15 protein-coding genes are annotated in these 15645 nt (G+C 62.1%); 6 read left to right on the forward strand and 9 right to left on the reverse strand.

Annotated elements, in window-relative coordinates; translation table 11 throughout:
* Positions 1-123: 123 nt before the first annotated feature.
* From EHW12_RS25120 to EHW12_RS25135, 4 genes are read left to right on the forward strand one after another with little or no spacing between them, the layout of a single operon-like run.
* Positions 124-1785, forward strand: a complete 1662-nt coding sequence (locus tag EHW12_RS25120; protein WP_007732670.1) for a class I adenylate-forming enzyme family protein — start codon at positions 124-126, stop codon at positions 1783-1785.
* Positions 1782-2252 (forward strand): nuclear transport factor 2 family protein, encoded by a 471-nt coding sequence (locus tag EHW12_RS25125; RefSeq protein ID WP_030536992.1) that lies wholly within the window; start codon positions 1782-1784, stop codon positions 2250-2252. The genes EHW12_RS25120 and EHW12_RS25125 overlap by 4 nt, the downstream gene beginning before the upstream one ends.
* Before the next feature lie 13 nt (positions 2253-2265).
* Positions 2266-3162, forward strand: a complete 897-nt coding sequence (locus tag EHW12_RS25130) for a TIGR03619 family F420-dependent LLM class oxidoreductase (protein WP_007732672.1) — start codon at positions 2266-2268, stop codon at positions 3160-3162.
* Position 3163: 1 nt separating this feature from the next.
* Positions 3164-3673 (forward strand): nuclear transport factor 2 family protein, encoded by a 510-nt coding sequence (locus tag EHW12_RS25135; protein WP_042924821.1) that lies wholly within the window; start codon positions 3164-3166, stop codon positions 3671-3673.
* A gap of 8 nt (positions 3674-3681) precedes the next feature.
* Here the strand turns inward: EHW12_RS25135 and EHW12_RS35465 are convergent, their stop codons facing one another.
* Complete coding sequence (locus EHW12_RS35465) at positions 3682-4197, reverse strand: hypothetical protein (protein WP_230691710.1); 516 nt, start codon at positions 4195-4197, stop codon at positions 3682-3684.
* Positions 4198-5029: 832 nt separating this feature from the next.
* Here EHW12_RS35465 and EHW12_RS25145 point away from each other — a divergent pair.
* Complete coding sequence (locus EHW12_RS25145) at positions 5030-6520, forward strand: DUF222 domain-containing protein (RefSeq protein WP_125051998.1); 1491 nt, start codon at positions 5030-5032, stop codon at positions 6518-6520.
* A 40-nt stretch (positions 6521-6560) separates the two neighbouring features.
* Here the strand turns inward: EHW12_RS25145 and EHW12_RS34735 are convergent, their stop codons facing one another.
* Positions 6561-6716 carry a hypothetical protein gene (locus tag EHW12_RS34735; RefSeq protein ID WP_003940615.1) on the reverse strand — a complete coding sequence of 52 codons (156 nt, stop codon included), beginning with the start codon at positions 6714-6716 and terminating at the stop codon, positions 6561-6563.
* Positions 6717-6851: 135 nt separating this feature from the next.
* Between EHW12_RS34735 and EHW12_RS25150 the strand changes: the two genes are divergently transcribed.
* Positions 6852-7676, forward strand: coding sequence for a mycofactocin-coupled SDR family oxidoreductase (locus tag EHW12_RS25150; RefSeq protein WP_003940537.1), 825 nt, complete (start codon positions 6852-6854; stop codon positions 7674-7676).
* Positions 7677-7707: 31 nt separating this feature from the next.
* Here the strand turns inward: EHW12_RS25150 and EHW12_RS25155 are convergent, their stop codons facing one another.
* The 7 genes from EHW12_RS25155 to EHW12_RS25185 all read right to left on the reverse strand — a co-directional run bounded on the left by EHW12_RS25155 (position 7708) and on the right by EHW12_RS25185 (position 15501).
* Entirely contained in the window at positions 7708-8496 is a 789-nt protein-coding gene (locus EHW12_RS25155; protein WP_007732675.1) for a glucose 1-dehydrogenase, read from the reverse strand.
* Between the two features lie 78 nt (positions 8497-8574).
* Positions 8575-9225 carry a PaaI family thioesterase gene (locus tag EHW12_RS25160; RefSeq protein WP_003940283.1) on the reverse strand — a complete coding sequence of 217 codons (651 nt, stop codon included), beginning with the start codon at positions 9223-9225 and terminating at the stop codon, positions 8575-8577.
* A complete protein-coding gene (locus tag EHW12_RS25165; RefSeq protein WP_125052000.1) occupies positions 9225-10094 on the reverse strand; it encodes a MaoC/PaaZ C-terminal domain-containing protein in 870 nt (289 codons plus the stop codon). Before EHW12_RS25165 ends, EHW12_RS25160 begins: the two co-directional genes overlap by 1 nt.
* A complete protein-coding gene (locus EHW12_RS25170; RefSeq protein WP_125052002.1) occupies positions 10094-11296 on the reverse strand; it encodes a lipid-transfer protein in 1203 nt (400 codons plus the stop codon). Before EHW12_RS25170 ends, EHW12_RS25165 begins: the two co-directional genes overlap by 1 nt.
* Before the next feature lie 7 nt (positions 11297-11303).
* Positions 11304-13484, reverse strand: coding sequence for an acyl-CoA dehydrogenase (locus EHW12_RS25175; RefSeq protein ID WP_125052004.1), 2181 nt, complete (start codon positions 13482-13484; stop codon positions 11304-11306).
* A 34-nt stretch (positions 13485-13518) separates the two neighbouring features.
* On the reverse strand, positions 13519-14682 hold the full coding sequence (locus tag EHW12_RS25180; protein ID WP_007732681.1) for a steroid 3-ketoacyl-CoA thiolase: 1164 nt from the start codon (positions 14680-14682) through the stop codon (positions 13519-13521).
* Between the two features lie 192 nt (positions 14683-14874).
* Entirely contained in the window at positions 14875-15501 is a 627-nt protein-coding gene (locus EHW12_RS25185) for a TetR family transcriptional regulator (protein WP_030536987.1), read from the reverse strand.
* Positions 15502-15645 lie beyond the last annotated feature (144 nt).

Below are 15645 nucleotides of genomic sequence, written 5' to 3' on the forward strand. Positions count from 1 at the left end.
AACGTATCGACGCCTCAGAGCCGGAACGGTCCCAGTCTCGCTCAGTGGTAACCGCCGCCACAGATATGATTTTCTCGTGAGATTTTGTGACGTGAAAAGCGCCACAATACGAAAGGCCATTCCATGACTGCCCCCGCAGATCCGCAGTTGCTTCTGGACCAGGCGGTCTCACGCCTCACCGGTCCAGGTGGGCCATTCGAGATCGTCGAAGAAGAGGTTCTCGGCACCGTCATGCCTGTGATGAAGAACCGCGGTCACGCCATCGGTGAACTGATCTCGGCATCTCGCGCCTGGGGCGACGGCGACTATCTCGTCACCAGCGATCGTCGAATCTCGTTCACCGAGCATGCCGATTCCGTTGCCGCGCTGGCAACTGCTCTGCGGGACAAGTACGGAGTCCGCAAGGGCGACCGTGTGGGCATCCTCGCTGCCAACACTCCCGAATGGGTCATGACGTTCTTCGCGACGCAGGCGCTCGGCGCGATCGCAGTCGGTCTCAACGGTTGGTGGGTTCCGCGCGAGGTCACCCACGGGATCGAGCTCTCACGTCCGAAGGTTCTGGTCGTGGACGCCAAGCGCGGCGCCGCCCTCCCCGAACTGCCGGCAGACATCACGGTCCTCACCATGGAAGAGGATCTGCCCGCGCTCATCGCGGAATATGCAGGCTCCGACGTGCCGAGCACCGACATCGACGAGGACGACCCCGCCGTCATCTTGTTCACCAGTGGTACCAGCGGCCGCCCCAAGGGCGCACTCCATTCGCACCGCAACGTGATGGCCGTCGTCGACTACCACAAGTACAGCGACGCGATCGGCGCCGCATTCACCGGCCGTGAGTACGACGCTTCCAAGCCGAGCCCACTGCGTTATCTACTCACCTCCCCGCTCTTCCACATCGCCAGCCTTCACAATCTGGTGGTTCCCCGTCTCGCGACGGGCAGTGCCGTCATCCTGACCGAGGGCGGATTCGACGTCGACAAGGTGCTCGGGTTGGTCGAACGCGAGCGTGTCACCAACTGGGGTGCTGTCCCCACGATGGCATCGCGGCTACTCGAGCACGGCAACATCGCCAAGTACGACGTCTCTTCGCTGACTGCATTCTCGCTGGCATCCGCGCCGTCGTCGCCCGCGTTCAAAGAACGCCTCAAGGAGCAGGTGCCGTTCGCACGCAATGCTCTGGTCGACAGCTACGGCCTCACCGAATGCAGCACCGCCATTGCGGTCGCCGTCGGCGCCGAACTCGAAGAATTCCCAGGCACTCTCGGGCGTCCGATCATCACCGTCTCGATGGAGATTCGCGATCCCTTCGGCGAATGGCTGCCGGACGGCATCGAAGGTGAAGTGTGCGTACGCAGCCCCTTCGTCATGCTCGGATACTGGGAGAACGACGAGGCGACCGAGTCGGCAATTGCCCCCGGACGCTGGCTCCGCACCGGCGATTTCGGCGTAATCGAGAACGGGCGTCTCCGTCTCACCGGTCGCCGTTCCGACCTGATCCTGCGCGGCGGCGAGAACGTCTACCCCACCGAGATCGAGCAGACGCTCGACGAACACCCCGACGTGATCGAGTGCGCTGTCATCGGCATGCCGCACCCCGACCTCGGCCAGGAAGTGTCCGCCGTGGTTGTCCTGCGTCCCGGAGCCGCCACAACGGAGGCGGAGCTGCGTGATTACGCCGCCGAGCGACTGTCCTATTTCAAGGTGCCGTCGAAGTGGCGCATCACCAGCGATCTGCTGCCTCGCAATGCAACCGGCAAGATGGTTCGGCGCGAGATCACCGTATGACCGCGGAGCTGTCACGGATCGTCGCCGAGTCGGCGATCCGTGACCTGCTCTGCGAGTACACGCATCTGATCGATCAGGGCCGATTGCGTGAAGTCGCTGCATTGTTCGCCTCGTCCGACTACGGGCAGTGCGGGCCGGACGGGGTTGCCACCACGCTCATTTCGTCCGACGCCGACGCAGTGTTCGCAGCCTGCAGCGGCTTCATTCGAATGTACGGTGATCCGCCGGTTCCACGAACCAAACATCTGCTGACCAACACGCGAATCGCAGTCGACGGTGAATCAGCGACGGCACTCTCGTACGTCACGGTCATCCAAGGTACCGAAGATCTTGCCCTGCAACCCATTCTGGCGGGGCGCTACTTCGATCGCTTCACCTGCGTCGACGGGTCCTGGCAGTTCAGCTCGAGACTCTTCTGTCTGGACAACATGGGCGAGATGTCCGCGCATGCCAAGCGGGCACTGTAGAGGAACGACGACTGTGGAAATCGGCGTCAACATCTTGGGCCTCGAGGCCCTGTTCGACGGCAAGATTCGCCCGGTTCTGGACTTCGCCGCGCGTGCTGACCGTGCCGGGATCGATCTGATCTGCACCGGCGATCATCTCGGGTTCAATGCCGAAGCACACGCTCAGCGGGTAGCCGAACACAACTTCCTGTTCCCGTTGGATCACCCTTGGTACGAACCGATTTCACTTCTTTCCTCCATCGCCGCAGTGACCGAACGCGCTCGCCTCGGAGTATCGGTTCTGATCGCCACTGTTCGCCCAGCCGCCCTGCTTGCCAAACAGGTTGCAACTCTCGACTCATTGTCCGAAGGTCGAGCCGTCATGGGTTTCGGCGTCGGTTGGCAAGAAGCCGAATACACCGCTACCAACATGCCTTTCGACGCGCGATTCGGGCGCATGGAGGAGGCTGTCGCAGCGTGTCGCGAACTGTGGACCAATGCACCGGCCACCTTCCAGGGACGCGACTTCGCTTTCGAGAACTACCACAGCCTCCCGCTGCCGATCCAACCCCGAATACCGGTGCTCTTCGGTTTCGGACCAAGCCGGCGGAACTTCGACCGCATCGCACGCGTCGCCGACGGTTGGACCGTGAACCCGACCGACCTGGGAACGTTCACCGACAGTGTCACATTGCTGCGCAACACGTTCGAAGCCCACGACCGCGAGCCGGATACCGCACGTGTGCAAGTGTCTGCGGCGCCGGTTCGGCGCGACAATCGGTCCGTCGACCGCTCGGCAACCGCTGACAAGGTCCTGGACTGGTCCGACCGCGGCGCGTCTGCCGTGGTGCTTCGGCCTGCCGTATTCGATTGCGCTGCCGAAGAACTACCGGAATTACTCGACTGGATGACCAGCATCAAGGAGGCGTGACATGGACCAGGCACTGCAGGATCTCATCGACAAGCAGGCAATTCGTGAGGTGGTTCTGACGTACTGCCGCGGCATCGATCGCCTCGACTTCGATCTCGTCCGCAGCGCCTACCACCCGGACGCGATCGACCATCACACCGGATTCGACGGCACCATCGACGAGTACATCGCCTGGGCCACAACAAAACTCTCCGCGATCGGCGGCACGATGCACCACATCGGCAACCACCTGGTCGAACTGCACGGCGACCACGCGATCAGCGAGGCGTATTCGATGTCCACACACTGGGGCGGGCCCGAAGACATCGGAATGATCAACTTCACCAGTGGTGCGCGGTTCATCGACCACATGGAGCGGCGCGACGGCCGTTGGGCGATCAAGGAGAGATGGGCCGTACGCGAGTGGACTCGCTCGGACGAGGGCCGCTTCGTCAACCCCGAAGGGCCTGGTCCGCGTGGGCGTCGAGATGCCTCGGATCCGCTCACCGCACTACGAAGGTCCCTTGAATAACTTGGGGTTCAGTCTTCGAGGTCGAATTCAACTCGCGCTCTCGCGAACAACATGCGGATATCCTTCCCGAACGTGACTGCTGCCGTTCCCAATGCATTGACCGCTGCGGTCAACGGGTCCGATTCGATCGCGTCGAAAATCGCATTGAGAGCGTAGGACGGGACATGAATATTCCCGTGATCGAACGGATTGGACTCCGGTTGCGGCGAATGGTCCACTATCTCGATCTTGACTTCCAACTCCACATTCTCGGTCCCCGCACCGAATTCCTCCTCGTGTAGGTGCTCGAATGCCGCTGTGCGATTTCCGAAGGGTTCCGGAAGTTGTTGTCCCACATGCATAGCGTTGAGGGCCGGACGAACCCAATCCCTGTCGGCTAATCCCGCATGCTCATACGCCTGCACAGCGGCCCAAAACGCGAGTCGACGAAGAGTCGCGACGTTCATGCGGACGACCGCTTCGACAAGTGGTCGGTCCATACGAGCTAGATCTTTGCCGGACTGGAATCGTTCGAGTTCAGGCATCGGATCTCCTCCCCACTCCTGCCGCTCTCGTTCAGCAGCTTCGGCGCGGAGGTCACTGATTTGCACAACCCTGGACGGCTCGCCGTTCTCGCCGTAAATCGTTATCCATTTCGACTCGATGTCCCGTTGTGGACGAGGAATCGGTTCAGGTATCGGTTCGTCCACAGGAACGCCATATCCCGGCATGTCCCACTGCAGCGATGGCCGCACCTCGTCACCACCTGCAGGCCACATACGCACCCGCCAAACATCTCCGGGTTCCGTCGATCCGGGCCAGCCGTAGTTTACAAAACCGCGGCCGGCAATCTCGACCAGATATGACCCCTCGGGTACATCACAGACAATGAACTCCCCACCCGGAGGTGAATCAAAGCTGATTGACCCCTGCGGACCAACCGCCAGAAACGACTCACTGACCTGCTGCCATTTCTCGCGATCGGATGTGGGTCGGGAGGACCAGACTTCGACCGTTGTGTGCATGTTGAAGTTGTTCTGGTGCGGGCTCAGGACAATCACAACTGTGCCGTCACTGTACGCAGGGCGCGAAGCCATCGCGAGTTCGAGCAGGTCCGTTTCCCTCCCGAAACCGTCATCGTCGCCGTATATGTAAAACTGTCCATAGTCCATGAAGAGCACAAGCGACTGTTCACTGAGTTTCACCGCGTTGTCTGCCACAAGCCGATACTTACACAGTGGCACGACAATCACGTTCGAGTTTCGAATGAACAGGATCCAAAACGCAAGCACAATAAGCATTTCGGCCGATTCGGACTATTCCGACTGATTTGAGAATTCAGTTCGCATCGAACACACATTCGAATAGAATGGATGCATGTTCAACCCGACAACAGAGCTCTTCGGTATCTCAGCACAGCTGACCGGTACCGAAACTGATTGTGCGCTGGTTGATCTCATGACCGATCTGCATGCATGCGAGGCGATGCTGGTCGAACGCAAGCTCGCTGTGATTGCCGAGTTCTTTTCGCGGCGAAGCTCGGAGCATGTCGCCAGTGGTGCGTGGTCGTCGACCGCACACGAGTTGGCGGAGTCGGAAGTCGGTGCGTCACTGACGATGGGTCGCGCGGCTGCCGGCAAGCTGATCGGGTTGGGGTTCTCGTTAAAGACTCGTCTGCATCGCACTCGAGCGGCGATGGCCCGTGGCGAGTTGGATCTGTACCGAGTTGGTTTGATCGATTCCGCGAACGTGAAAGACGAATTGATCGACGAGGTGGAACGACTACTGCTCGCGCAGGTTCTCGCCCCACCAGTAGCAGGCGGAACGGGCTTGACGGGAAGGCGACTGACAGCGGCGATCGATCGGATCGTGGCGATGGTGGACCCGGAAGGTATGCGAGAACGCCGACGCCGTGCTCTCACCGATCGGTTCGTCGGAGTCAGCGCTGCCGAGGACGGGATGGCAAAGATCTTGGGAAGCGTTCCGGCAGAACAGGCTCGGGCATTCGACGGCCGACTACGCGAGTTGGCAATGTCGGTATGCCGAAACGACTCTCGAACGTACGAGCAGCGACGAGCCGACGCGCTCTTCGAGTTGACCAACGGATCACAATTCTTGCCGTGCAACTGTGGCCGAGCTGATTGCCCGCAGGATCGTAGCGGTGGTGTTGTCGTTCGTCGGCCCGTGGTTCACGTCGTGATGACTGATTCCACTCTGCACGGTGGCGGCGAGCCCGCCCACCTCGACGGGTACGGGGTGATCAGCGCTGAGCATGCTCGCGATATCGCCCGTGACGCCGTAATTCGAAACGTCCGAGCACCTGCTGATGACGTCGCAGAGCCGGTGCCTGCTTCGGCGCGCGTCTACCGACCGGGCGCCGTTCTCGATACCTGGTTACGGATCATCGCGGGCAGCTGCCAATGGCTGCATTGTGATGTCCCTGCCTGGAATTCCGATCTGGACCACAATGAACCGTTCCATCACGGCGACCCCGAATGCGGCGGTAAAACGGTCGCGTCGAATATGAGTGCGTTCTGCCGCAACCATCATCGCCTCAAGCATTCCGACCGGTGGCGGTTCACGTCGAACGTGGATCGGACCATGTCGCTGACGTCGCCGACCGGGCATTGTTACCGAACGCGACCCGCAGGATTGATGGCTGGATCGCACGAACCGACACCGCCCCAGGGCGGTCGAAATCGGCGGACCCAGGCGGAGAACAAAGCTGCCCGTATCCAGAGTGATCGCAATCGCCAGCGCCGACGGATACAGAAACGAGCAGAGGAGCACGTTCAATACAAGCGGCGGAAATCACCGCGAGCCCGCCGAGAACCCATCGACTACGGGGACGACCCGCCACCGTTCTGAGATACCGAGCGGTGTCGAGGCGCGCCGACGGGTCGCAGGGTCAGTCTGACGTCGGCTTGGTGCCGTCTTCTGGTGCCGGATCGTCGTCGGCAAGCGGATCTATGGTGTCGACACCTTCAAGGACGGTCAGCTCTTCTTCCGCCTCGGCGAGGAGCCCTTTGGCTTCAGCTTCGACCTTCTTCACCCAATCGGACATCCCGAGCCTCTTCTCTTCCGAAGCGAGTTCCCGCTGTAACTGAACTCAGACTACGTCGCCGGCGACGAATTTCGCCGTCCCCTCGGGTCAGTACTCATGACCGAGTAATCATGATTCACGACGGACGGAGCACGCATGCCCGGACAGTTGGAAGGCAAAACCGCACTGATCACCGGGGCCGCCCGAGGTCAGGGCAGGAGCCACGCCGTGCGATTGGCGCAGGAGGGCGCGAACATCATTGCGCTCGACATCTGCCGTCAGATCGAATCGGTGGCCTACCCGATGGGAACCGCCGACGATTTGCGGCAGACAACAGCAGCGGTCGAGAACCTGGGACGAAGTATCGTCGCGCGAGAAGTGGATGTTCGCGATCTGTCCGCACTGCGAACTGCGGTATCCGAAGGAATTGCGGAGCTGGGCAGCGTCGACATCGTCCTGGCCAACGCCGGTATCGGCATGATGTCCCCGGATATCGACGATGCTCGCGCCTTCCGCGACCAGATGGAGGTCAACCTATTCGGCGTCTGGAATACCGTCCAGGCCGCAGCGCCCGCGATGATCGAACAAGGTACAGGTGGCGCAATAGTCCTGACCGGATCAACTCTGGGACTTGTCGGTCGTGGAGGTGACGGCACCGGCGGATCCGACGGCTACTGCGCGAGTAAACACGCCATCGTGGGGCTTGGGCGCACGTGGTCGCACTGGCTTGCTCCCCACAATATTCGTGTCAACTCCGTGCACCCGACTGGCGCGAATACACCGATGGTCGTCAACGACGCGGTCGCGAAGCTGTTTGCGGACTCCCCGACATCGAGCGGAGCCGACGTGGGCAACCTCTTGAACGTCGAGTTGATCGAAGCTGCCGACGTCAGCAACGCGATAGCCTGGCTGGTTTCGGATCAGGCTCGATACGTCACAGGTATCGCGTTGCCGGTCGACGCCGGGTTCACGGCCAAATAGACGCCGGATACACCGGCTGCGTCGCCGTCGATCAGTCGACGGTCGGCGCCCACTGCACGCCGTTGATGTGCCCACCACCGTCGACGAAGAGGGTGTTGCCGGTGACGTAACGGCTGTCGTCACTTGCCAAGAAGGCCGCAACGGGGCCGATGTCGTCGAGGGGATCGCCGATCCGCCCCATCGGGTTCTGTGCGGCCATCACTGCCACGTTCTCCGGATTGGCTTCGGCGACACGCTTGTACGCCGCACTCTGCGCACCGGGACAGATGACGTTGCAGTTCACCTGCTTTGGAGCCCACTCGCGGGCAGCAGTGCGAGTCAGGGTTCGCAATGCTTCCTTCGCCGCGTTGTACTGCACCGAGTACATGTGAGCATTCACGCCGTTGAGGCTGCACATGTTGATCACGCGGCCCGTGCCGTGACGCTCCAGTTCCGGCAGGGCAGCCTGCATCGCCCAGAATGCCGCCATCACTGCCATGTCGAAACCGCCGCGCAACTGCTCGTCGGTCATCTTCTCGAGCCGAGCGAAACCGAAAGTCCGCCAAGCATTGTTCACCAGGATGTCGAGGCGTCCGAACCGCTCGACGGACTTGTCGACCATGGCAACAACCTGAGCTTTGTCAGTGACGTCGGTCCGGACGAATTCCGCCTCCGCGCCCCATTCGTCCCGCAACCACTGGGTGGTTTCGAGGCCCGCTGCCTCGTCGATCTCGGCAACCAACACCGACGCGCCTTCACGCGCGAACGCGCCCGCCACTCCGCGCCCGATGCCCATACCGGCACCGGTGACCACTGCTACACGTCCGTCGAGCTTGCCCACTGGGCCTTCCTTCGTCAGAACCCCTGTGCGCCTTTTTGGTAGTTCCCACTACCAAAAAGGCGCACGGGGGCGAAGCCCCTACCTGGGGCGCGGCACGGTCTTGTCGATGAACAGTCCCTCTACCGACACACACAATTCGCCGTCCGCAGTTTTGATCTCACCGACGGTGTGAATCTTGCGGCCGTCCTTGGACAGGAATTTGCCGCTGATCGTGAGGGGCTCGAACAGCGGAGTCGGGCGATGGTACCGAGTGCTCAATTGTGCTGTCATGCCGGAAGTTCCACCCCAGGCGTTCGCGACGCCGAGAACGTGATCGAGCAGCAGCGCCGAAACACCGCCGTGCACATGGCCGGGAGGGCCCTGGTACGGCAGCGTCAACGTGACCACTCCCTGCACCGACCCGTCAGCGAGCCCTTCCAGAACGAGCGGCGGCGCAATGGCGTTCTCGGGGCCGGTCACGGGGTCGTGACGAGTCACGCCCTCACCGTTCCACATGTCGATCAACCGCTCGGCCACCTCGGGTGAGTGCTGTTCGAGATGCTCTGCAATGCTGTTGAGCTCCTCCGCAACCCGGTCCAAATTGGCGTTTCCGCGGTCGGTGCGCAGCATCGCGTCGACAACGCGACGCGCTGCTGCCGTGGCCCGGTCGACCGGGGCGTCCTGCGGCGGCGACGTCAGAATCGTGCCGCCCGGATGTGTCGCTGCTGTGGGGTGCGAACCGAGGTCCATCAGTTGATCTCCATTGTTGCGTGCGTGAGAACCGGGGAGTTCTCGCGTTCGGGGCACGTCGCCGCCAACGTCAGTGTGTTGCCGTCCTGCCATACCGAGGTGGTGATGGATTCGCCGGGGAAGAGCGAACCTGCAAACCGCACCGAGTAGTTCTTCACCCGCGTCGGATCTCCGTCGAGAATCCCGTCTACCACGGCCTTGCAGACGATGCCGTACGACGCGAGGCCGTGCAGAATCGGTGCATCGAAGCCCGCCATCTTCGCGAAGGAGGGATCAGCGTGCAGCGGGTTCATGTCTCCACTGAGTCGGTACACCAGCGCCTGTGAGGGACTCGTGCTCGACGTCAGTACCTTGTCGGGCGCTCGATCAGGCACCCCGGCAACAACTTCGGGTCCGGCGTTGCCGCCGAATGCACCTTCGCCGCGCGCCCAGATCTGCATTCCGGTGGTCCATAACGGATTCCCGTCCAGGTCCTCGGCCGCCGTCTCGAGAACGATCACAGCTGCCTTACCCTTGTCCCAGACATCGGCGACCCGAGAGGAAATACGGGCAGCACCCGTCGACGGGATGGGCGCGTGAAGTGCCAGCGACTGCCCACCGTGCAGGATCTTTCGCAGATCGATGTCGATTCCCGGCATACTCATCGACGGTGCGGGCAGTACACCCGCCGAAACTCCCTGGCCTGCAACCATTGCAAACGTCGGGAGTACCTTCAGCCCCTTTTCGTACACCCAGGTCAGTTCGGCGGGATCGAGAGCATTCACCCCTGCCCCGAGTCCCAATTGGTAGAGCATGACGTCGCGATCGGTCCACGACGCCTCGCGCACAGTCGGTTCGGCGGCCAACGCCACCTCGAGATCGATAGCCATCAGTTCTCCAAAGTTCCGGCTCGGTAGACCGTCACGACGCACGCGCCGCCCAGTCCGAGGTTGTGTTGCAAGCCAATACGAGCGCCGTCGACCTGCCGCGCATCCGCGGTCCCGCGGAGCTGCCACGTGAGTTCGGCGCACTGCGCCAAGCCCGTCGCGCCCAGCGGGTGTCCCTTCGAGATCAAACCACCCGACGGGTTGACGACCCACTGGCCGCCGTACGTGGTCGCGCCGGATTCGACGAGCTTTCCGCCTTCTCCGACCGCGCACATCCCCAGGCCCTCGTAGGTGATGATCTCGTTAATCGCGAAGCAGTCGTGCAGTTCGATGACGTCGACGTCATCGATGGTGATCCCGGCCTGCGCAAAGACCTGCTCTGCCGCAGCTGCCGTCATCGGCGCGCCGACCACGTCGATCATCGACTTCTCGGCGAACGCTGCCTCGGTGTCAGTGGTCAACGCCTGTGCGACGATTTCGATCGCCCGGTCTTCGAGGCCGTGCTCACGCACGAACTTCTCGCTCACGACGATCGCGGCTCCGGCGCCGTCCGAGGTCGGCGAGCACTGCGAGCGTGTCAGCGGCTCGTGAATCATCTTGTCGCCGAGTACCTGTTCGAGGGTGTACTCGTCACGGAACTGTGCGTACGGATTGTTCACCGAATGCTTGTGATTCTTGACCGCCACCGCTGCGATCTGCTCGACCGTGGTGCCGTACTTCTTCATGTGCTCGACGGCAGCGTTACCGAACAGCTGAGCTGTCATCGGCGATCGCGCGAACCCGTAATCCTCGACCATGATCTTCAGCTGAGAGTCCAAGGTCGTGACCTTGGGCATCTCACCGTTACCGGTCAACGCCGTTTTGGTCATCTTCTCGAAGCCGACGGCCAAGGCGCACTCGGCTTGTCCGGCCTGGACCCACTCGCGCGCCATCATCAGCGCCGTCGAGCCGGTCGCGCAGTTGTTGTTGACGTTGAAGATCGGAATGCCGGTCAGACCGGTCTCGTAGAGAGCTCGCTGTCCTGCTGTCGACGCGTTGAACACGTAACCGACCGCAGCACGCTGAATCTGGCCGTAGCCGATCCCGGCATCGGTAAGGGCATTCGAGACGGCTTCGGTCACCATGTCCGGGTATTCCCAGTCGCGGGTCTCGATCTTCTCGAACTTGGTCATGCCGACGCCGATGACGAAGGTGCGATTGCTCATGTGCAGGTCACTTTCCCGGTTCAGGGTCGCGAGGCAGACCCAGGATTCGCTCACCGATGATGTTGAGCTGAACATTGGTTGTACCACCCGCGATGGACATGCACTGCGAGTTCAAGAACATCTGGGTTGCAGAAATCCGATGCTGTTCGCCCAGAAGTGAACTCGGTCCGGCCCACTCCATTGCCACGTCCCAGACCTGCTGGATGTGCTCGACACCGATCAGCTTCGCCACCGAGGATTCGGCACCCGGCTGCGCGCCGGTGAGCGAGCGCAGCGTGGTGCGCAGACCGAGCAGACCACCGGATTGCGCGTCGCACAGCACCTTTCCGAGCACGGTCAGCTGCTCGTCGTCGATGCCACCTGGCAGTCCGTCGACCAGGCTCAGAAGAGCCTCGCCACCCGATCCGAGCGACGAGTCGTTGGACAGCGAGACACGCTCGTTGGCCAGCGTGGTGCGAGCGAGCTTCCAGCCGTCGCCTGGCTCGCCGACCAGGCACTCGTCGGGAACGAAGACGTCGTCGAAGAAGACTTCGTTGAACAGTGCTTCACCGGTGATCTCGCGCAGCGGACGAATGTCGAGGCCACTGTTCTTGATGTCGATGAGGAAGTAGGACAGACCCTTGTGCTTGGGGGCGTCGGCGTCGGTGCGCGCGAGGCAGATTCCCCAGTGCGCGTCGCGTGCCATCGACGTCCACACCTTCTGGCCCTGCAACTTCCAGCCACCGTCGACCTTGGTGGCCTTTGTACTCAGCGCGGCGAGGTCGGAACCTGCGCCGGGCTCGGAGAAGAGCTGACACCAGACGATGTCGCCGCGCAGTGACGGCGGGACGAACTTGGCGAGCTGCTCTTCGTTGCCGTGCGCGATGAGCGTCGGGATGACCCAGTTGCCGATGATCATGTCGTGCGGCTTGATCTTCGCAGCGCGCAGTTCTTCGGCGATGACCAGCTGGCTGACGGCATCGGCGGATTTGCCCCACGGAGCCGTGAAGTGCGGTGCGGTGTAGCCCTTTTCCGCGAGATACGTTTTCTGGGCGGCGCCTTCGAGTTCGAGTGCAGGAGCGAGCTCGGCTCGGACGTCGGCTCGGATCGCCTCGGCCTCGGGCGGCAGCTCGACGCTGAGCACGCGACGGGTTCCGGCAATGGTCAGCTCGGCAACGCGACGACGCCAGGATGCCGTGGAACCCAGCAGAATTCGCAGGGACTGCGCGCGGCGCAGGTACAGGTGCGCGTCGTGCTCCCACGTGTAGCCGATTCCGCCGAGCACCTGGATGCAGTCACGCGTGACGGAGAAGCCAGCCTCGAGGGCCGTGGCTCCGGCGACGGCTGCTGCGAGAGAAGCCTCCTCGGCACCGACGCCGTTGGCGGGAGTCAGCGCACGCGCAGCGTCCCAAGCGCAGACGCGTGCCTGTTCGGCAAGCGCGAGCATACGTGCAGCCTTGTGCTTGACACCCTGGAACTGGCCGATCGGGCGACCGAACTGCTGACGCACCTTCGCGTAGTCGGCCGACGTCGTGACTGCCCAGTCGGCCAAGCCTGATGCCTCGGCCGCGAACAGTGTTGCGGCAATGTCGAGTACACGCTGGGTATCGATGGTGAGGATCTCGGAATCGGTGAGCACCAAACCGTCGACGGTGACCTCGGAGTTACGACGCACGACGTCGTAGCTGGCCAAGTCCGTGACCTCGAGGCGGTCACGTCCGAGCAGAACGAATCCGCTGTCCGTCGCGAGGAGGAACAGGTCAGCGACATGGCCGCCGAGAATAAGGCTGGACGTTCCGCTGAGGGTGGTGTTGTCGCCGTCGCGGGTGATCTTCAGCGAACCCGGCTGTAGTGCAACAGCTCCGAGCGTGCTGCCATCCACGAGCGTCGGCAGTCTGTCCGTTTCTCCGGCATCACTGAGAACAGCGCTGACCACTACCGTCGGCAGGAACGGTCCGGGAACCATCGAGCGTCCAAGTTCCTCGACGACGATGGCGAGTTCGACCAATCCGTATCCTGCGCCGCCGAATTCCTCGGCTACGTGTAGTCCGAGAAGCCCCTGCTCGGCAAGCCCGTTCCAGAGTTGGGGGCGAGTTTCGACCTTCGCCTCGACGGCTTCACGGACGACGGTGGGTGTTGCGTGACGCGCCGCCCAGCCCCGTACGGAGTCGCGGAGGTCACGATCTTCTTCACTCAATCCAATAGTCATGTCTACCTCGTCAATTCGACAGTGTCAGTACGGGTCAGATGCGTTCGATAATGGTGGCGGTCGAGAGAGCGCCACCGGCGCACATCGTGACCAGAGCCGTCGACTTGTTCGAGCGCTCGAGTTCGTGCAGCGCAGTGGTGATCAGACGAGCGCCCGTGGAACCGACGGGATGTCCGAGCGCGATCGCACCACCGTTGACGTTGACCTTGGACAGGTCTGCGCCGTGAACCTGCGCCCAGGAGAGCACGACCGAGGCAAAGGCTTCGTTGATTTCGACGAGATCGATGTCGTCCAAGGTCATTTTGGCCTTGTCGAGCACCATCTGGGTGGACTCGATCGGTCCGTCCAGGTGATAGAAGGGATCGGATCCGACCATGCCGGACGCGACGATCCGCGCGCGGGGCTTCAATCCCAGTTCCTGTGCGCGCTCTTCGCTCATCAGCAGTACCGCAGCCGCGCCATCACTGATCTGCGACGAGTTGCCGGCGGTGTGGATATGGCCTTCGATGACCGGCTTGAGCCCAGCCAGCGCTTCTGCCGTCGTCTCACGCAGTCCCCCGTCGCGAGTGACAGTGGCGATCTCACCGGTAGGCACGCCTTCCTTGTCCACCACGGGAGCCTTGACGGGCACGATCTCGCGGTCGAAGCGTCCTTCAGCCCAAGCCTGAGCTGCGCGGCGCTGCGATTCCAGACCGAACGCGTCGACGTCGGCGCGCGTGATCCCACGCTTCTCGGCAATTCGCTGCGCGGAGGTGAACTGGTCACCCATGTCGATGGTCCAGTCGTCCGGGTACGGGTTTCCCGTTCCGGGTGCGTTTGCCTGACCCAGGAACACACGGCTCATAGCCTCGACGCCGCAGCCGATACCGGCCGAGATCTGACCAGACGAAATCAGGCCTGAAATCAAATGCACTGCCTGCTGGGCGGATCCACAGGCGCAGTCGATAGTGGTTGCCGCGGTGCTGTACGGCAATCCGGCGTGCAGCCACGCCTGCCGCGTGACGTTGTTGGACTGCTCACCTGCCTGGGTGACACAGCCGCCGATGATCTGTCCGATGTCTTCCGGTGCGACGCCTGCCCGTTCGAGAACGCCGAGCTGCGCTGCTCCCAGAATCTCGGCGGGGTGCAGTCCCGCCAGGGCGCCGCGACGACGGCCGATCGGTGTCCGAGCGGCCTCGACGATGACTGCATGACCCATGATGTTCGCTCCTTCGTGGAGTTTTCGGTCGGTGAGCTGGCTCACCGTCTAATTTTCTGTAATTTATTCTATTAATGATGTCAGGGCAATGTCCGGATTGACATCAACTCTCAACTGATGCGGATTCAAAAATAGAATTGATTTCAATTTTGCGAACATGACGAACCCTCCCCAGAGAGGGGCGAAGTCACGTCAGTGCCGTGAGAGATTCACCAGAAGCAGGTCGCATCCCTTGCGGATGTCGTACTCCGCATCGGGGATGGAGATTCGACCGTTGAGGCACGATTGGATGACCCCGAACCACAGCTGCATCAGCAGACGCAACCCGGTGTTGTCTTCCTCGGTGGGGTTCTCGATCCCGGCCGCATCGAGAATGATCTGCCGGAAGCCGCGATCGATCTTTCCCACGTCCGGCACCGTCGCGACGTTGGCGGTACTGGACGACTGCAGCATCGCAGTCGAGAGAGCCGGCCGACGCAGTAACCCGCGAGTCGCGCGAACCAATACCTCGTACACCGCATCCTGCGGATTGTCCGACTGAACCTGATGCCTGACAAAGCTGGCACCGATCTGGTCGATCTGCTCGACCATCACAGCGACGAAGAGGTGCGTCTTCGAGGGGAAATAGCGATAAAGAGTGCCGATGGCCACGCCCGCCCGCTTGGCGACCTCGTGCATCTGTACCCGTGAGAGTTCCTTCTCGGTCCCCAATTCGGCCGCCGCTTCCAGCATCCGCACATGGCGCGCCCGCTGCTCGTCCGAACTGGGCTCTGCAGCGTCCCTGACCTCGGCAATTCTCGGCAACGTCGCCCCCATCATCGATTCTGTGTCCCGGTCGCGAACGACCTCGCCAATTCTCTCATCTCGACCACCCATCTCGGCATATTGCCCGCTCAGTGGGACCTGGCATGGCCTTCTCTCCCCGTGCGGTATTCCGTGGACACCCCACCCTCTTGGAGTTAG

This window comes from Rhodococcus sp. NJ-530, assembly GCF_003860625.1.
GTDB classification, from domain to species: domain Bacteria; phylum Actinomycetota; class Actinomycetes; order Mycobacteriales; family Mycobacteriaceae; genus Rhodococcus_F; species Rhodococcus_F qingshengii.